Raw genomic sequence first — 17,270 nt, forward strand, 5'->3', positions numbered from 1 at the left:
GTACCCCAGGATCGTCGGGTGCACGAAGAACTTGTCGATCACCTGACGCGCTCCACCCAGCTGCACCGCGGCGAGGCGCTGCGGGTGATCCAGGACGTGCTCGCGTACTTCGACGAGACGACCGAGGCGTTCGTCCGCCGCCGCCACCGTGAGCTCCAGGGTCAGGGCCTGGTGAACACGGAGATCTTCGAGCGGATCGCGGCGGACCTGCGCTATCGCGCGGTCGCGCCGCCCGAGCTCTCGCTCAGACAGCTGCGCCGCATCGTCTACGGCTGACCCCTGTCCACCCCAACCCAAGGGACCCTTATGTGCGGAATCGTCGGATATATCGGCAAGCGTGACGTCGCCCCCCTGCTCCTGGAAGGCCTGCAGCGCCTGGAGTACCGCGGCTACGACTCCGCGGGCGTCGTCATCACCAGCCCGAAGGCCACCGGCCTGAAGATGGTCAAGGCCAAGGGCCGCGTCCGCGACCTGGAGGCCCGCGTCCCCAAGCGCTTCACCGGTACCACCGGCATCGCCCACACCCGCTGGGCCACCCACGGCGCTCCCTCCGACGAGAACGCCCACCCCCACCTGGACGGCGAGAACAAGGTCGCCGTCGTCCACAACGGCATCATCGACAACGCCTCCGACCTGCGCGCCAAGCTGATCGCCGACGGCGTCGAGTTCCGCTCCGAGACCGACACCGAGGTGATCACCCACCTCATCGCCCGCTCCACGGCCGAGAAGCTGGAGGACCGGGTCCGCGAGGCGCTGCGCCACATCGAGGGCACCTACGGCATCGCCGTCCTGCACGCCGACTTCAACGACCGCATCGTGGTCGCCCGCAACGGCTCGCCCGTCGTCCTCGGCATCGGCGAGAAGGAGATGTTCGTCGCCTCCGACGTCGCCGCCCTGGTCTCGCACACCCGCCAGGTCGTCACCCTCGACGACGGCGAGATGGCCACCATCAAGGCCGACGACTACCGCACGTACACCACCGAGGGCTCGCGCACCTCGGCCGAGCCGACCACCGTGGAGTGGGAGGCCGAGTCGTACGACATGGGCGGCCACGACACGTACATGCACAAGGAGATCTTCGAGCAGGCCGACGCCGTGGACCGCGTCCTGCGCGGCCGCATCGACGACCGCTTCTCCACCGTGCACCTCGGCGGCCTGAACCTGGACGCGCACGACGCCCGCAAGGTGCGCCGCGTCAAGATCCTCGGCTGCGGCACCTCGTACCACGCGGGCATGATCGGCGCCCAGATGATCGAGGAGCTGGCCCGCATCCCCGCCGACGCCGAGCCCGCCTCCGAGTTCCGCTACCGCAACGCGGTCGTCGACCCGGACACCCTGTACGTGGCCGTCTCCCAGTCCGGGGAGACCTACGACGTGCTCGCCGCCGTGCAGGAGCTCAAGCGCAAGGGCGCCCGCGTCTTCGGCATCGTCAACGTCGTCGGCTCGGCCATCGCGCGCGAGGCGGACGCGGGCGTGTACGTGCACGCGGGCCCGGAGGTCTGCGTCGTCTCCACCAAGTGCTTCACCAACACCACCGTCGCCTTCGCGCTGCTCGCCCTGCACCTGGGCCGCATCCGCGACCTGTCGGTCTCCGACGGCAAGCGGATCATCGCGGGCCTGCGCGAACTGCCCGCGCAGATCGAGCAGATGCTGGCGCGCGAGGACGAGATCAAGAAGCTGGCGCAGGAGTTCGCCGAGGCCAAGTCGATGCTGTTCATCGGCCGGGTGCGCGGCTATCCGGTGGCGCGCGAGGCCTCCCTGAAGCTCAAGGAGGTCTCCTACATCCACGCCGAGGCCTACCCCGCCTCCGAGTTGAAGCACGGCCCGCTCGCCCTCATCGAGCCCGCCCTGCCGACGGTCGCGATCGTCCCCGACGACGACCTCCTGGAGAAGAACCGCGCGGCCCTGGAGGAGATCAAGGCCCGCAGCGGCAAGATCCTCGCCGTCGCCCACCGGGAGCAGGAGAAGGCCGACCACACGATCGTCGTGCCGAAGAACGAGGACGAGCTGGACCCGATCCTGATGGGCATCCCGCTCCAGCTCCTCGCCTACCACACGGCGTTGGCCCTCGGCCGTGACATCGACAAGCCCAGGAACCTGGCGAAGTCGGTCACCGTGGAGTAACTCTGCCGTCGATCACGGCAGCGACAATTGAGCAACCCCAGCGGCGAGCAACCAGGTCCGCGAGAGCGGCGGCGGTTTAGCCGCAAAGAGCTGAACGGTCCCCTGTGTGTGCCACCAAGCGCACAGGGGACCGTTCCTCGAGGGACCGGGGTCGCCCATTACCCCGGCCCGCGCCTGCTCAGCCGGCGGCCGTCACCCCCCGACCTGCAGGGCATACGCCGCGTGCGTCCGCGGGGAACCGCCGGACGCCGCCGCACGGGCACGGGGCCGTGGTTCTGCCCCAACAAGCGGTATGTACCCTTCACAAGGGAACAAACCACCTCTACGCACGAGTAGATTTATGCGCCGCCGATGGACGGCCGTCACCCCGCGCCCCCTCATCCCACCTGGGACGAAAGGGAGTTGCGAAGCTAGGGGATCACCACGACGGGCCGTTGCGCACGGCGCGCGAGACGGCCCGCGACCGACCCGAAGATGCGCCCCACGATCCCGTGCGTCGAGCCGACGACGATGGCGTCCGCGGAGTACTCCCGGCCGACCTCTTCGAGTTCGTGGCAGATGTCGCCGCCGCGCTCGACCAGGATCCAGGGGACTTCCGACAGATACTCGGCGCAGGCCAGTTCGAGGCCGAGGACCTCGGTGCGGTGGTCCGGGACGTCGACGAAGACCGGGGGCTCGCAGCCCGCCCAGACGGTGGTGGGCAGCCGGTTGGCGACGTGGACGATGATCAGGCCGGAGCCGGATCGGTGTGCCATCCCGATCGCGTAGGCGAGGGCCCGCTCGCTGGATGTCGAGCCGTCGAAGCCGACGACGACACCGTGCCGGAAGGCGGGATCGCAGGAGTGACGTGGTTGTTCCGCCGCTTGGGGGGTCGCGCTCGGATCGGCGACCTGCCGCTTGCGGTCCGCGGGTTCGGAGAATTCGTGACCGGCCATCGGTGTCTCGGCGAAGGAGTCCTCTGTGGGAGGGTCGGCTTTTTCGGGTGCGCGATCTGGGTGCGCGGTAGGGAACAGGGCGGCACAAACAAGTACGAGCAGGTTCGGACGTGTGCGGGTCACCGCAGGTCGGGCACCGTGACGACGCACATCACCGGACGCGTGTCCGGGAATCATCTTCCCAACCCCTTACCCCCAAGGGTACGGCCGCACTCCTCTCCTGCCCAGCTCTCGACGAGCCTCGTCCGGGGCCCCGCGGGGCCCCGCCCGGGCCTGGCCCCGGGGCGCCGTCGCGGGCCCGCACAAGGCCCGCCCAAGGCCTCACCGAGGCCTCACGGCGTTCACCGGAGCATGCATGAGCCCGGCTCGGATGGCAATGGCGGCTGCCCCGTACAGGCGGTTTACGCCCGGTTCGCGCGCGCGGCCCCTTCAGGCCAGTGACCGGCCGGTCGGCCGCGCGTTGAACCCGTGAAACCACTCTTTCGGAGACATCCGCCGCCACCGCCACACCGTGCGAAACCACTGCCGCAGGGAGCACGCCGTGCCAGGACCGTCCACCGCCGCCCCGGTCGCCGCAGCCACCACCCGCCGCCGCGCACCCGAGGGGGCGCGCGAGCGCCGGGCCCCCGGGGTCCCGGCGCCCCGCCCCGCCGGGACCCCGGCGCCCGCCCCGCAGGAGTCGGCGAGCGACGTGGTGCGCTGGGCGGCCTTCTCCTGCGTCCTGGTTCCGGTGGTCCTGGTCGGGTACGGGACCTCGCTGGCCGGCGCGGGCGGGGCGGCCCTGGGGCTCGCCGCCGTGACGGGGGTGTGCCGGGTGCTCCTGCAGCAGTCCGAGCGCGGGGCGGCTCGAGCCCGTGCGCAGCGGGGCGCCGCCACACGCGGACGGCGTCAGCGGCAGGCGCCGGGGGCGCATCGGGGCGGCCGCCGCACGGGGCCGGACGCGCCGGTGGACTGACTGATTCCCACGCACTCCCCCGAACGTTTTCAGCCAACTTCCCGGCCGTCGGCATTCCCTGGCGGAACGGGGGGTCAACCCACGTCTCACCAGGGGTGAAAGGAGCGGGGAAGGCCTCTGCACCCTACGTTGACCGGCCACTGGCACAAGGCGCACTTCCCTGCGCGGCCCACGAGTGCGACGCTTCGTGATCGAATGCTTCACGCCAAGTTGCCATGTCGACAATGCGCCGGGTGCTGAACTGGTCACAGCGGCGTCACATGACGCAGTAGATTCGATCTTGACTGTAGTACGGCGGGGGACTGGTGGAGGACCGAGGGGAAACGTGCAGGAGCGACAGGCCCAGAAAGCACGTCAAGAACAGGGAGCCGCGACGACTGAGGGGGGCTTAGCACCATGAGCCACGACTCCACTGCCGTGCAGGAAGCCGCGGCGCGGAAACTCTCCGGGCGGCGACGTCGGGAGATCGTCGCGGTGCTGCTCTTCAGCGGTGGTCCCATTTTCGAGAGTTCCATACCTCTCTCCGTGTTCGGCATTGACCGGCAGGACGCGGGAGTACCTCGATACCGGCTGCTCGTGTGCGCCGGTGAAGAGGGACCGCTGCGCACCACCGGCGGGCTCGAACTGACCGCGCCCCACGGGCTGGAGGCGATCTCGCGGGCAGGCACCGTCGTGGTGCCGGCCTGGCGCTCGATCACATCGCCACCCCCGTTGGAGGCACTCGACGCGCTGCGCCGCGCGCACGAGGAGGGCGCGCGCATCGTAGGACTGTGCACCGGCGCGTTCGTCCTGGCCGCGGCCGGTTTACTGGACGGCCGACCGGCGACGACGCACTGGATGTACGCGCCGACGCTGGCCAAGCGCTACCCGTCCGTGCACGTCGACCCGCGCGAGCTGTTCGTCGACGACGGCGATGTGCTGACGTCGGCCGGCACCGCGGCCGGAATTGATCTCTGTCTGCACATCGTGCGCACCGATCACGGCAATGAGGCGGCGGGCGCGCTCGCCCGCAGGCTGGTCGTGCCACCGCGCCGGGCCGGCGGCCAGGAACGCTATCTGGACCGGTCGCTGCCGGAGGAGATCGGCGCCGACCCGCTCGCCGAGGTCGTCGCCTGGGCGCTCGAACACCTTCACGAGCAGTTCGACGTGGAGACGCTGGCCGCCCGCGCCTATATGAGCAGGCGCACCTTCGACCGGCGGTTCCGCTCGCTGACCGGGAGCGCTCCCCTGCAGTGGCTGATCACTCAGCGGGTGCTGCAGGCACAGCGGCTCCTGGAGACCTCCGACTACTCCGTGGACGAGGTCGCCGGACGCTGCGGCTTCCGCTCGCCGGTCGCGCTGCGCGGCCACTTCCGGCGCCAGCTCGGCTCCTCGCCCGCCGCGTACCGCGCGGCGTACCGGGCGCGGCGGCCACAGAACGAGCGGTCCCTGGAATCGGCGGCAGCAGCGGCATCGGTGCCGGGCGCGCCCTCGGCACCGTCGGCCGCATCCGCGGCCACGGCCGCGGCCGCCGTTTCCGCCGGGCCCTCCGTGGTCGCCACGGACGGGCCAGGGCCGGGTCCCGGCGGGAATCCCGGTCTGACACCGGGCCCCGTGCCGTCCCAGACCCGGCGCACGGCCGCCGCGAGCTCGCTCGGGGCGGCGGCGTCCCTGCCGATGGATCCGGGCAGGCCGCACTCCGACGCGTACGCGCCGGGCCGCACTCCCCTGCCCGGTCAGAGGAGCGCGCCGTAGGGTTGGGCGCATGAACGATCGCATGGTGTGGATCGACTGCGAGATGACCGGGCTCTCGCTGACGGATGACGCACTTATCGAGGTGGCCGCACTGGTCACCGACTCGGAACTGAACGTGCTCGGCGAAGGTGTGGACATCGTGATCCGCCCGCCGGACGCGGCCCTGGAGACCATGCCCGAGGTGGTGCGGCAGATGCACACCACCTCGGGGCTCCTCGACGAGCTGGCCGGCGGCACCACGCTGGCCGACGCCGAGGAGCAGGTCCTCGCCTACATCCGGCAGCACGTGAAGGAGCCCCGCAAGGCCCCGCTGTGCGGCAACTCGGTCGGCACGGACCGCGGCTTCCTGCTGCGGGACATGCCGACCCTGGAGGACTTCCTGCACTACCGCATCGTGGACGTCTCCTCCATCAAGGAGCTGGCCCGGCGCTGGTACCCGCGGGCGTACTTCAACAGCCCGGACAAGAACGGCAACCACCGCGCCCTCGCCGACATCCGCGAGTCCATCGCGGAGCTGCGCTACTACCGCGAGGCGATCTTCGTCCCACAGCCCGGGCCCGACTCCGACACCGCCAAGTCGATCGCCGCGAAGCACGTCCTGCCTGCGGATTAGCCCTCCGCGGCACCCCGTGTACGGGGTCCGTAAAAGGCGTGCGCGAGCACCCCTTCGGACCCTGTACACTTTTTCTCGGCCGGTCGGAAGAACGACAAAGACCGGCCCGTGGTGGGTGTAGCTCAGTTGGTAGAGCACCTGGTTGTGGTCCAGGTGGCCGCGGGTTCAAGTCCCGTCACTCACCCTGAAGGATCGGCCCCTGACCCGGGATAACGGGTCAGGGGCCGATTTGTTTCCAGCTCTCGCGCGACAAGGCCTAGGGCGACGCATACCGCGTCACATCAGTGATCCGGCAGACGACCTTCCCTGACGCCTCACGAACCCCGATCGCGGACTCGTTCGCCACCTGATCCGGCGCCAGGTTGCTCGCGACAGCGACCCCCTCGGCGATACGTACGCCGTCGGCGCCGACGAACTCCACCTCGACCGTGTAGTCGAACGTCTTCGAGCTGTGGTTGGTGATACGCAATTCAGCGGTGGGCCAGCGGGTGCTCGGCTCCACTGAGCACTTGGTGAGCCGCGCGTCGGCACGCGCGTCCGGCTCCGACGGGGCGGTCTGCTCCTGGGAAGGGTCCCGGCCGGGAGGCGCCTCCTCGCCACCGCCACCGATGCGCGCCAGCGCCACCAGGATCGCCACCAGGACGACAGCGATCAGGGCCACGTACAGAAACACCCGCCCGAGCCGCTTCCCCCTCGGCGGAGGACGCTGTCCCCGGGACGGCCCGCTCAGTGGCCCACTCGGCGGCCCAGCCGGTGGCCGCCCCCACCCACTCGGCGGTGATGCGGCAGAAGGCCGCTGACCAGACATGGCGCCCCCAGGTGGCGCGCGGGGCTAGTACCTCAAGCATCTCTCCGCAAGGTGAAAGGCGCATGTCAGGCCGCGCCTCCCCGACCGCGCACGGACGGAGCCGGGCCCCTCAGGACGAAGCCCTGCACACCAGCTCAGTCGGCAGCACGATCTGCTGGCGTGTGAGGCGGCGGGTCCCCGCCGGGCGGGTGTCGGCGATTTCTGCCAGGAGGACGTTCGTCATCGTGCGGCCCATCTCGGTGATGGGCTGGCGGACGCTGGTCAGGGGTGGGTCCATGTGGCGGGCGATGGCCGAGTCGTCGAAGCCGACCAGGGCCACGTCGTCCGGTATGCGGCGGCCGGCGTCGCGGAGGATCTGGCGGGCGCCCGCGGCCATGACGTCCGAGCCGGCGAAGACCGCGTCCAGGTCGGGGCGGCGGGCAAGGAGCTCCGTCATGGCGCGGCGGCCGCCGTCCTCGGTGAAGTCGCCGCGGGCTATCAGTGCCTCGTCGACGGGGTGGCCCGCCTCCGTGAGGGCGTCGCGGTAGCCGTCGAGGCGGCGCTGGGCGCCGTACACGTCCAGGCGCCCCGTGATCGTGGCTATCGTGCGGCGGCCCCGGTCGAGCAGGTGGCCGACGGCCGCGCGGGCGCCCGCGAAGTTGTCGGAGTCCACCGAGGCCAGCGGCTCGTCGGCCGAGCGGCGGCCGCTGATCACGGCGGGGATGTCGAGCTGCTGGAGGAGGTCGGGCAGGGGGTCGTCGGCGTGGACCGAGACCAGGAGGACGCCGTCCACGCGGTGCGCGGACAAGTACTGGGCGAGGCTGCGGCGCTCCCGGTCGCCGCCCGCGAAGGTCAGCAGGAGCTGCATGTCCGTGTCCGCGAGCGCCGTGCCGACGCCGTGGATGATGTCCGAGAAGTACGGCTCGGCGAAGAACCGGGACTCCGGCTCGGGGACGACCACCGCGATCGAGTCGGTGCGGTTCGCGGCGAGCGCGCGCGCCGCCGTGTTCGGGACATAGCCCAGCTCCGCGACCGCCTCCTCGACGGCGGCCCGCGTCTGCTCGCTCACCCGGGGCGACCCGTTGATCACCCGGGACACCGTGCCGCGCCCGACCCCCGCCCGCGCGGCGACCTCCTCCAGCGTGGGCCGTGCCCCGCCGCGCCCCCTGGGCTGACCGCTCCCCATCAGTGCCTCCCCACGACGCGAATCTAACAGCAGGGCCACGACCACCAGCGACGGCGCCGACAGCCCGCAACTCCCGGCGTCCGGTGCCTTGACACCCCCCGGGCGAGCCGCGACCCTTCAAGGCATCACACATGGGAGCGCTCCCACTCTACCCGGCTCTTACATGACCCGCACGTCCCGTCCGAGCCAATTCCCACCAACTCACTCATTTCATACGAGAGTTGACCGGCTGTCGGTACGTCTGGGACCAGGAGGACGCAATGCGCTACAGGACTCGAACGTCCCGCACGGCCGTGGTCCTCGCGGCCGCCACCGCTCTCGCCGCCGGACTGCTCGCCGGCTGCGCGGAGGACTCCGACGAGCCCGGCGGTTCCTCGGGGGGCGGCGGGGACGGCGGGGGCGGGAAGGGCAAGACGACCCTGACCGTCGGGGTGTTCGGTGCCTTCGGCCTGCAGGAGGCCGGTCTCTACGAGGAGTACGAGGAGCTCAACCCGGACATCAACATCAAGCAGAACTCCGTACAGCGCAACGAGAACTACTGGCCCGCCCTGCTCACCCACCTCAGCAGCGGCAGCGGCCTCTCCGACGTCCAGGCCGTCGAGGTCGGCAACATCGCCGAGCTGACCGGCACGCACTCGGCCAAGCTGGTGGACCTCGGCAAGACCTCCGGTGTCGACAAGAACGCCTACCTCGACTGGAAGTGGCAGCAGGGCACCACCGACGACGGCAAGACCATCGCCCTCGGCACCGACATCGGCCCGACCGGCATCTGCTACCGCAAGGACCTCTTCAAGAAGGCCGGGCTGCCGACGGACCGCGAAGCGGTCGGCAAGCTGTGGGCGGGCGACTGGAACAAGTACCTGGAAGCGGGCAAGCGGTTCAAGAAGAAGGCGCCCGAGGGCACCGCCTTCGTCGACGGCGCCACGGGTGTGATGGCCGCCGTGCACGGCTCCGGCAAGGAGAAGTTCTACGACGCCGAGGGCGATCTTGTGTACAAGGACAGCGCGGGCGTCAAGGAGGGCTGGGACCTCGCGGCCGAGTTCGCCGAGTCCGGGCTCACCGCCAAGCTCCAGCAGTTCCAGCCCAGTTGGGACCAGGCCTTCTCCAACGCCTCCTTCGCCACCGTGACCTGCCCGCCCTGGATGCTCGGCTACATCAAGGACAAGGCGGGCGACAAGGGCAAGGACCAGTGGGACGTCGCCGCCGCGCCGAAGCCCAGCAACTGGGGCGGCTCCTTCCTGACCGTGCCCGAGGCGGGCAAGAACAAGGAGGAGGCCGCCAAGCTCGTCGCCTGGCTGACCGCCCCGAAGCAGCAGGCCAAGCTGTTCGACAAGCGGGCCAGCTTCCCGAGCGCCGAGGCCGCGTACGGACTGCCCGAGGTGAAGGACGCCAAGAACCCCTACTTCGGCGACGCCCCGGTCGGACAGATCTTCGCCAAGGCCGCCGAGGGCGTGCCGGTCCAGCCCATCGGCCCCAAGGACGGGATCATCTCCCAGTACCTGGCCGACACCGGGATGCTCGGCGTCGACCAGAAGGGCACGTCTCCCGACAAGGCCTGGGACAGGGCAGTGAAGACGATCGACAACGCACTGGACCAGTGATCATCCGGTGACCGACATCCCGAGCGACACCCGTACCGCCGCGCCCTCCACGGGGGAGGAGGGCGCGGCGCCCCGCGCGCGGGCCGGGGCACCGCTCGCCGACCCGGCCGCCGAGCGCCGCCGGGCCCGGCGCAGCCGCCGCTACCGCTGGGACATGAAGTGGAGTCCCTACGCCCTCATCGCGCCGTTCTTCCTCTTCTTCATCGCCTTCGGGCTGTTCCCGCTGCTCTACACGGGGTGGGCCTCGCTGCACCGGGTGGAGCTGGGGACGCCCACGGACATGGAGTGGGTGGGGCTGCGCAACTTCTCGCGGCTCCTCGATGACGAGTTCTTCTGGAACGCGCTGCGCAACACCTTCACCATCGGCCTCATCTCGACCGTTCCGCAGCTGTTGATGGCCCTCGGCCTCGCCCATCTGCTGCACTACCGGCTGCGCGGCTCGATGTTCTTCCGCATCGCGATCCTCACCCCCTACGCCACCTCCGTGGCCGCGGCCACGCTTGTCTTCGTGCTCATGTTCAGCCGCACCGACCACGGCATGATCAACTGGGCGCTCGGGCTCGTCGGCGTCGACGCCGTGGACTGGCAGAACGGCGACTGGACCGCGCAGTTCGCCGTCTCCTCGATCGTCATCTGGCGGTGGACCGGCTACAACGCGCTGATCTACCTCGCGGCGATGCAGGCCATCCCCAACGATCTGTACGAGTCGGCGGCGCTTGACGGCGCGAGCCGCTGGCAGCAGTTCCGGCACGTCACGATTCCCTCGCTGCGGCCGACGATCCTGTTCACCTGCGTGGTGTCGACGATCGGGGCGACCCAGCTCTTCGGCGAGCCGCTCCTGTTCAGCCAGGGCGCGAGCCCCACCGGCGGCACGGACCACCAGTTCCAGACGCTGGGTCTCTATCTCTACGAACAGGGCTGGTTCAACCAGCACCTGGGCCGGTCCTCGGCGATCGCCTGGACCATGTTCCTCATCCTCGTCCTGATCGGCCTGCTCAACTGGGCGATCAGCCGCTGGATCCGCAGAAGCGCGTGAGGGGATGACATGGCAAGCCTCAAGAAACGCGGCGCCGGGCGCCAACTGCACGGCGGCAAGCTGGCCTACGCCGTACTGATCCTGTTCACCATCGGCTCCCTCTTCCCCCTGGTGTGGACCGCGATCGCCGCGTCCCGCAACAACACGCGGCTCGCCCAGACGCCCCCGCCCTTCTGGTTCGGCGGGAACCTCTTCAAGAACCTGGAGATCGCCTGGACCGACGCCAACATGGGCACGGCCCTGCTCAACACCCTGGTGGTGGCGGGCACCATCACCGTGGGCACCGTGCTCTTCTCCACCCTCGCGGGCTTCGCCTTCGCCAAGCTGCGGTTCCGCTTCCGGGGGCTCCTGCTGCTTCTCGTGATCGGCACGATGATGGTGCCGCCGCAGCTGAGTGTCGTACCGCTGTTCATGATGGTGGCGGAGTTCGGCTGGACCGATCAACTGCAGTCGGTGATCCTGCCGACGCTGGTGAGCGCCTTCGGGGTGTTCTTCATGCGGCAGTACCTCATCGAGGCGCTGCCCACCGAGGTGATCGAGGCCGCCCGCGTCGACGGCGCCAGCAGTCTGCGGCTGATCTGGCACGTGGTGTTCCCCGCGGCCCGGCCCGCGATGGCCGTCCTCGGCATGCTGACCTTCGTCATGGCCTGGAACGACTTCTTCTGGCCCATCATCGCGCTGACCCAGGGCGGCGAGCCGACCGTGCAGGTGGCCCTCGCCGGGCTCGGCCGAGGCCAGATCCCCGACCAGTCCGTGATCATGGCGGGCGCGCTGCTCGGGACGCTGCCGCTGCTCATCGCCTTCGTCCTGTTCGGCAAGCAGATCGTGGGCGGCATCATGCAGGGCGCCGTCAAGGGCTGACCGCCACGTCCCGTGTGCCCCACCCCCACCCGTCCTTTCCGTACGACCCATGGGAGCGCTTCCATGCCCGATGTGAAGTCCGACGCCGAGTCCCGCGACGGCCTGCGGTTCCCGCCCTCCTTTCTGTGGGGCGCCGCCACCGCCGCGTACCAGATCGAGGGGGCGGTGCGGGAGGACGGCAGGACGCCGTCGATCTGGGACACCTTCAGTCATACGCCGGGCAAGGTGCTCGGCGGTGACACCGGGGACGTGGCCTGCGACCACTTCCACCGGTGGCGCGACGACGTGCGGCTGATGGCCGACCTCGGGATCGGCGCGTACCGCTTCTCCGTGTCCTGGCCGCGGGTGCAGCCCACCGGGCGCGGGCCCGCCGTGCAGCGCGGCCTCGACTTCTACCGCGCGCTCGTCGACGAACTGCTCGCCCACGGCATCACCCCGATGGTCACGCTCTACCACTGGGACCTGCCCCAGGACCTGGAGTCGGCCTTCCCCAGCGGCTCCCCGGCGGGCGGCGGCTGGCCGGAGCGAGACACCGCCTACCGCTTCGAGGAGTACGCCGGCATCGTCGCCGGGGCCCTCGGTGACCGCGTGGAGCTGTGGTCGACCCTCAACGAGCCCTGGTGCAGCGCGTTCCTCGGCTATGGTTCGGGCGTGCACGCGCCCGGTCGCACCGACCCCGAGGCCGCCCTGCGCGCGGCGCATCACCTCAACCTCGCCCACGGCCTCGGCGCCCGGGCGCTGCGCGCGGCACTGCCGACCCGCGCCCGGGTCGGCGTCTGCCTCAACCCGAGCGCCGTGCGCCCCCTGACCTCGTCCGCCGCGGATCTCGACGCGCGGCGCCGCATCGACGCGCTCGCCAACCGCGTCTTCACCGGGCCGATGCTCCGCGGGACGTACGACGACGATCTGCTCGCCGACACCGCGCGGATCACGGACTGGTCCTTCGTGCGCGACCGCGACCTGGCCACCGCCCGGCAGCCGCTGGACTTCCTCGGCATCAACTACTACTCCCCCGCTGTCGTGTCGGCCGCCCCGCCCGCAGCCGGACCGCGCCTCGACGGGCACGGCGCCGCCGACCACTCCCCCTGGCCGGGCGCCGACTCCGTCTCCTTCCACCGGGCGCCCGGTGAACTCACCGCCATGGACTGGCCGGTGGACCCCACCGGCCTGAAGGACCTTCTCCTTGAGTACACCGCTCAGGCCCCCGGGGTTCCCCTTTTCGTGACGGAGAACGGCGCGGCCTACGACGACAAGCCGGGCGCGGGCGGCCAGGTCCACGACCCCGACCGGATCCGCTATCTGCACGGCCACCTCGCCGCCCTGCACGAGGCGATCCTCGCGGGTGCCGACGTACGCGGCTATTTCCTCTGGTCGCTCATGGACAACTTCGAGTGGGCGTACGGCTACAGCAAGCGGTTCGGGGCGGTGTACGTCGACTACGAGACGCAGGCGCGGACGCCGAAGTCGAGCGCGCACTGGTACGGGAAGGTCGCGGCGAGCGGGGAGCTGCGCGCGGCCGATGAGTAAAGCGGAGTGAGAAGGGTGCGCCCCGGCCGGGTGGGGGGAAGGTGCCGGCCGGGGCGCGTGTGGGGGGATGCAGTGGCTACTTGTACGCGGCGAACGCCTTCGTGAACGCCAGCGGGTCCTGCGCGATCGACGAGCACGTCGGCTGGACGGAGTTGTTGCCGCCCGCGCAGGCCTTGTCGCGGGTCGAGGACCACATCGACAGCCAGCCGATGCCCTTGTCCTTGGCGAACTTCACCAGCTGGGTGGCGTCGTCGACCTTGAAGATCTCCGTGGTGACGTCGTTGACGCCGATCATCGGAGTGACCGCGACGGTCTTCCAGGCCCGCGCGTCCGACAGGCCGAGCACGCCCTTGATCTGCGCCTGCGTGGCGGTCGCCGCCTGGGTGGCGTACGTGCCCATGTCGTCGCTGTAGGCCGGTCCGTAGTCCATGGCCATGATGTTCACGGCGGAGATCTTCACGCCGTTCTTCTTCGCGTCGGCGAGCAGGTCGACGCCGGGCTGGGTCAGCCCCTCGGGCATCACGGGCAGCGTGAAGGAGACGTCGAGCCCCGGGTGGTCCTTCTGGAGGGCCGCGATGGCCTGCGCGCGGCGGGAGTTGGCGGCGGTGTCCGGCAGGGCCGCGCCCTCGATGTCGAAGTCGACCTTGGTCAGCTTGTACGTGTCGATGACCTTGCCGTAGGCCTTGGCGAGGGCGCCCGCGCTGTCGCAGCGCAGGCCGAGTTCGGAGCCGGCCGCGCCGCCGAAGGACACGCGGACGTCGCCGCCCTTGGCGCGCAGGTCGCCGATCTGGGCGGCCACCTTGTCGTCGCCGAGCGCGGTGCTGCCGCCCCACAGGGGTTCGCAGCCGCCGCCCGAGGTGACGAAGGCCAGGTTGAACTCCTTCACGCCGGTCTTCGCGGCGGTGCCGAGGAGGTCGTAGGCGGGGGCGAGGGAGGTGTCCACGAAGGGGGCGAACTTGGCGGCGCCCTTGCTGCCGGTTCCCTCGCCCGGGGTGGAGGTCGGGGTGGGCTTGGCGGTCGGCTTGGCGGTCGGCTTCGCGGTCGGCTTGGTCGGCTTCGCGGTGGGCCTGCCCGTGGGCTTCGCGGTCGGCTTCGCGGTGGGCTTTCCGGTGGGGCGGCCGCTCGGCGCGGGCGTGGCGTCGGCGTCCGCCGCGCACTTGGCGTCGTTGATCAGGCACTTGACCGGATCGGCCGCGCCGTTCACGACGAAGCCGACCGTCACCGACTCGCCGGGCGCAAGCTCCTTGTCCCACTTGGGCGGAGTGACGGTGACGCGGCGCCCCTCGACCTTGTGCTCGGCGTTCCACAGCGAGCCGAGCTTCGCGCCCGCGGGCAGGTCGAACTCCAGGGTCCAGTCGGACTGGGCCTTGTCGGTGCCGTTCTTGACGACGTACTGCGCGGTGTAACCCCCCGACCAGTCGCTGGTCTTGGTGTACGCGGCGCCGACGGAGGCCGCCTGGGCCGTACCGGACAGCAGGAAGGCACCGCCACCGACGACGGCCGCCGTGACGACGGCACCTATCGCCTTCTGTCTGCCGGTGATCCTGCGACGGTGGGTGCTCATGGGGCCTGCCTCTTCGGGGGTGCGGGGGGTGGGACCGCTCGCACGTTAGCCCCGCCCGAGGCGACAAAAGGGGCTTCCCGGACCGCGATTGGCGATCTTAGGGTTGGCTTAAGAGTGGGATCGGGGTCGGGAAAGGTTCAGTCGACCGACCCGGACCTCGCCCCCTGCTCCGCCCGCACCCGCCTGCGCCGCCGCACGGCCCCCCGCCGTCGCCCCCCGGCCGCGGGCCGACGCGGATCCCGCTGGATCCAGAGGCGCACCTCCGTACCGCCGAGGACCGACCGGCCGATGCGCACATCGCCACCGGTGGACTCCGCGAGCCGACGGACGATGTCGAGGCCGAGGCCGGTGGACCCCGTCGAGCCGCTCGCGGCACCGGAGTTGCCGCGGGCGAGGGCGGCCCCGGGATCGGCGATCCCACCCCCGGCGTCGGAGACGAGCACGATCACCGCGTCCTCGCCGCTGTGCACGTCGACGGCGAAGGCGGCGCCCTCCCGCGTGTGCCGGAAGACGTTGCCGAGGAGGGCGTCCACCGCGGCGACCAGGTCCACCCGGGCCACCGGGATCCACACCGGCTGCTCCACCCCGGCGACCCGCGCCTCGCGCCCCTCGTCCTCGGCGAGCGCCGACCAGAACTCCATCCGTTCGCGGATCACCTCGGCGGCGTCGCACCCGGCGCCGGGCCCGATGTGCACACCGGCGGCCGTCTGCGGCTTCGCGTCCCGCGCCGTACGGATGATGGTGTCGACCTCGCGTTCGAGGCGTTCGACGGCGACGCGGGTCTGCTCGGCGGCGGGTCCTTCGCCCAGCGAGGCGGCGTTGAGGCGGAGCACGGTCAGAGGGGTGCGCAGCCGGTGCGACAGGTCGGCCGCCAGTTCCCGCTCGTTGGCGAGGAGCTGGACGACCTGGTCGGCCATGGAGTTGAACGCCACGGCGGCGAGCCGCAGTTCGGTCGGCCCGTCCTCCGGCACCCGCGCGCCGAGCTTGCCCTCGCCGAGGTCGTGCGCGGCGCCCACGAGCCGCCGGGCGGGCTGGACCATGCGGACGCCGAGGCGGTCGGCGACCGCGACGGACCCGATGATGAGCGCCACGCCGACGCCCGCGAGCACCAGCCACGCCGTGGCCACGCCGTTGCTGACCTCGCTCTCCGGCACGAAGATCTCGACGACGGCGATCCCGCCGGAACTCAGCCCGAAGGGCTGGAGCAGCGCGGAGCCGCCGGGCACGCCCGCGGTCCTGGCCCGCCCCTGCGCCCGTGTCGCGGCCACGTCGCGGGCGGCGGCGCGGCGGTCGCCGATCCTGAGCGGCGGCTGCTCGCCGATGGCCGGTACGTACACGGCCATCCGTCCGTCGCCGCCCGCCTCGGAGGTGGCGACGGCCCGGGTGAGCTGGGCGCGGTCGGTGGTGATGGAGAGGGTCGGGCCCATGCCCGCGGCGTGCCGTTCGGCGGCCGAGAAGGCGCGGTCGCGGGCCATCTCCTGGATGACGAGGCCCAGCGGGACGGCGAACGCGGCCACGACCATCGTGGTGACGGCCAGACACACCCGCACGAGCGCCCACCTCACGGCGCGGCTCCGGCCCGCCGGGCGCGGGTCACAGCGGTGGCTCCAGCTTCACGCCGACGCCCCGCAGGGTGTGCAGATAGCGGGGGTTGGCGGCGGTTTCGCCAAGTTTCCTGCGCAGCCAGGACAGATGGACGTCGATGGTCTGGTCGTCGCCGTAGCTCTGCTGCCAGACCTCGGCGAGGAGTTCCTTGCGCGGTACGACGACACCGGGCCGCCCGGCGAGGAAGGCGAGCAGGTCGAACTCGCGCCGGGTCAGGTCGAGCCGGGCGCCGTCCAACTGGGCCTGGCGGCGCAGCGGGTCGACGGTGAGGCCGCCGACCTGGAGCACGGGCCGGGGAGACCCGTCGCCGTTGCCGGATCCGGAGCCGCGCGAGCGACGCAGCACGGCGGCCATGCGCGCGGACAGGTGCTCGACGGAGAACGGCTTGGTCAGATAGTCGTCGGCGCCGTCGTTGAGGAGCCGCACGATCTCCGCCTCGTCGTCGCGCGCGGTCGCGATGATCACGGGTACGTCGGTGATGCCGCGCAGCATCTTCAGCGCCTCGGCCCCGTCGAGGTCGGGCAGCCCGAGGTCCAGGATGACCAGGTCGAACCGGAAATGGGCGACCTCGCGCAGCGCCTCCAGGGCGGTGCCGACGCTCCGTACCGTGTGGGAGGCGTCGGTGAGATGCCGGATGAGGGCCGAGCGTACGAACTGGTCGTCCTCGACGACGAGCACACTTGCCATGGGCCGCACCGTACGCCATTGGGGGGACGCGGGTGCCGGGCGGGACTTTTGGCCC

15 protein-coding genes and 1 tRNA gene are annotated in these 17,270 nt (G+C 71.1%); 10 read left to right on the forward strand and 6 right to left on the reverse strand.

All coding sequences use genetic code 11. The annotated features are described in order from the left end of the window. Nucleotides 1-18 precede the first annotated feature (18 nt). A complete protein-coding gene (locus ACFVHO_RS08760; RefSeq protein WP_289950522.1) occupies nt 19-276 on the forward strand; it encodes a hypothetical protein in 258 nt (85 codons plus the stop codon). A 30-nt stretch (nt 277-306) separates the two neighbouring features. Next, a complete protein-coding gene (gene glmS / locus ACFVHO_RS08765; protein WP_385711629.1) occupies nt 307-2,124 on the forward strand; it encodes a glutamine--fructose-6-phosphate transaminase (isomerizing) in 1,818 nt (605 codons plus the stop codon). A 410-nt stretch (nt 2,125-2,534) separates the two neighbouring features. Here the strand turns inward: glmS and ACFVHO_RS08770 are convergent, their stop codons facing one another. After that, complete coding sequence (locus ACFVHO_RS08770) at nt 2,535-3,059, reverse strand: universal stress protein (protein ID WP_385711631.1); 525 nt, start codon at nt 3,057-3,059, stop codon at nt 2,535-2,537. A gap of 691 nt (nt 3,060-3,750) precedes the next feature. On the opposite strand from ACFVHO_RS08770, the gene ACFVHO_RS08775 reads away from it, so the two are divergent. The 4 genes from ACFVHO_RS08775 to ACFVHO_RS08790 all read left to right on the forward strand — a co-directional run bounded on the left by ACFVHO_RS08775 (nt 3,751) and on the right by ACFVHO_RS08790 (nt 6,545). Then, on the forward strand, nt 3,751-4,014 hold the full coding sequence (locus ACFVHO_RS08775; protein ID WP_385711841.1) for a hypothetical protein: 264 nt from the start codon (nt 3,751-3,753) through the stop codon (nt 4,012-4,014). Between the two features lie 396 nt (nt 4,015-4,410). Next, the gene (locus ACFVHO_RS08780; RefSeq protein WP_385711633.1) at nt 4,411-5,748 is read left to right on the forward strand and encodes a helix-turn-helix domain-containing protein; all 1,338 of its coding nucleotides are present in this window, start codon (nt 4,411-4,413) and stop codon (nt 5,746-5,748) included. A 10-nt stretch (nt 5,749-5,758) separates the two neighbouring features. After that, complete coding sequence (orn, locus tag ACFVHO_RS08785; RefSeq protein ID WP_385711635.1) at nt 5,759-6,361, forward strand: oligoribonuclease; 603 nt, start codon at nt 5,759-5,761, stop codon at nt 6,359-6,361. Nucleotides 6,362-6,472: 111 nt separating this feature from the next. After that, nucleotides 6,473-6,545: transfer RNA gene (locus ACFVHO_RS08790), tRNA-His, on the forward strand. A gap of 72 nt (nt 6,546-6,617) precedes the next feature. Here ACFVHO_RS08790 and ACFVHO_RS08795 read toward each other — a convergent pair. After that, the gene (locus ACFVHO_RS08795; protein WP_385711637.1) at nt 6,618-7,022 is read right to left on the reverse strand and encodes a hypothetical protein; all 405 of its coding nucleotides are present in this window, start codon (nt 7,020-7,022) and stop codon (nt 6,618-6,620) included. Between the two features lie 256 nt (nt 7,023-7,278). After that, nucleotides 7,279-8,334, reverse strand: a complete 1,056-nt coding sequence (locus ACFVHO_RS08800) for a LacI family DNA-binding transcriptional regulator (RefSeq protein WP_385711638.1) — start codon at nt 8,332-8,334, stop codon at nt 7,279-7,281. Nucleotides 8,335-8,594: 260 nt separating this feature from the next. On the opposite strand from ACFVHO_RS08800, the gene ACFVHO_RS08805 reads away from it, so the two are divergent. From ACFVHO_RS08805 to ACFVHO_RS08820, 4 genes are all read left to right on the forward strand, one after another. Then, nucleotides 8,595-9,935, forward strand: a complete 1,341-nt coding sequence (locus ACFVHO_RS08805; RefSeq protein WP_385711639.1) for an ABC transporter substrate-binding protein — start codon at nt 8,595-8,597, stop codon at nt 9,933-9,935. Between the two features lie 7 nt (nt 9,936-9,942). Then, nucleotides 9,943-10,971, forward strand: coding sequence for a carbohydrate ABC transporter permease (locus ACFVHO_RS08810; protein ID WP_385711640.1), 1,029 nt, complete (start codon nt 9,943-9,945; stop codon nt 10,969-10,971). 9 nt (nt 10,972-10,980) lie between these two features. Then, nucleotides 10,981-11,832 carry a carbohydrate ABC transporter permease gene (locus tag ACFVHO_RS08815; RefSeq protein ID WP_385711642.1) on the forward strand — a complete coding sequence of 284 codons (852 nt, stop codon included), beginning with the start codon at nt 10,981-10,983 and terminating at the stop codon, nt 11,830-11,832. A 63-nt stretch (nt 11,833-11,895) separates the two neighbouring features. Beyond that, a complete protein-coding gene (locus tag ACFVHO_RS08820; protein ID WP_385711644.1) occupies nt 11,896-13,359 on the forward strand; it encodes a GH1 family beta-glucosidase in 1,464 nt (487 codons plus the stop codon). 76 nt (nt 13,360-13,435) lie between these two features. On the opposite strand, the gene ACFVHO_RS08825 is transcribed toward ACFVHO_RS08820, so the two are convergent. From ACFVHO_RS08825 to ACFVHO_RS08835, 3 genes are all read right to left on the reverse strand, one after another. Then, the gene (locus ACFVHO_RS08825) at nt 13,436-14,923 is read right to left on the reverse strand and encodes a cellulose binding domain-containing protein (RefSeq protein ID WP_385711646.1); all 1,488 of its coding nucleotides are present in this window, start codon (nt 14,921-14,923) and stop codon (nt 13,436-13,438) included. Between the two features lie 137 nt (nt 14,924-15,060). Next, entirely contained in the window at nt 15,061-16,488 is a 1,428-nt protein-coding gene (locus tag ACFVHO_RS08830; RefSeq protein WP_385711647.1) for a sensor histidine kinase, read from the reverse strand. Between the two features lie 28 nt (nt 16,489-16,516). Then, on the reverse strand, nt 16,517-17,215 hold the full coding sequence (locus ACFVHO_RS08835) for a response regulator transcription factor (protein ID WP_385711649.1): 699 nt from the start codon (nt 17,213-17,215) through the stop codon (nt 16,517-16,519). Nucleotides 17,216-17,270: the final 55 nt, after the last annotated feature.

The sequence above is a fragment of the Streptomyces sp. NPDC127108 genome (assembly GCF_042677545.1).
In the GTDB taxonomy this organism is placed as follows: Bacteria; Actinomycetota; Actinomycetes; order Streptomycetales; family Streptomycetaceae; genus Streptomyces.

Excerpts from the sequence above, each read along its gene's own strand:
- glmS (WP_385711629.1), top strand. The coding sequence starts at position 307 with ATGTGCGGAATCGTCGGATATATCGGCAAGCGTGACGTCGCCCCCCTG.
- ACFVHO_RS08770 (WP_385711631.1), bottom strand. The coding sequence starts at position 3,059 with ATGGCCGGTCACGAATTCTCCGAACCCGCGGACCGCAAGCGGCAGGTC.
- ACFVHO_RS08780 (WP_385711633.1), top strand. The coding sequence starts at position 4,411 with ATGAGCCACGACTCCACTGCCGTGCAGGAAGCCGCGGCGCGGAAACTC.
- orn (WP_385711635.1), top strand. The coding sequence starts at position 5,759 with ATGAACGATCGCATGGTGTGGATCGACTGCGAGATGACCGGGCTCTCG.
- ACFVHO_RS08800 (WP_385711638.1), bottom strand. The coding sequence starts at position 8,334 with ATGGGGAGCGGTCAGCCCAGGGGGCGCGGCGGGGCACGGCCCACGCTG.
- ACFVHO_RS08805 (WP_385711639.1), top strand. The coding sequence starts at position 8,595 with ATGCGCTACAGGACTCGAACGTCCCGCACGGCCGTGGTCCTCGCGGCC.
- ACFVHO_RS08815 (WP_385711642.1), top strand. The coding sequence starts at position 10,981 with ATGGCAAGCCTCAAGAAACGCGGCGCCGGGCGCCAACTGCACGGCGGC.
- ACFVHO_RS08820 (WP_385711644.1), top strand. The coding sequence starts at position 11,896 with ATGCCCGATGTGAAGTCCGACGCCGAGTCCCGCGACGGCCTGCGGTTC.
- ACFVHO_RS08825 (WP_385711646.1), bottom strand. The coding sequence starts at position 14,923 with ATGAGCACCCACCGTCGCAGGATCACCGGCAGACAGAAGGCGATAGGT.
- ACFVHO_RS08835 (WP_385711649.1), bottom strand. The coding sequence starts at position 17,215 with ATGGCAAGTGTGCTCGTCGTCGAGGACGACCAGTTCGTACGCTCGGCC.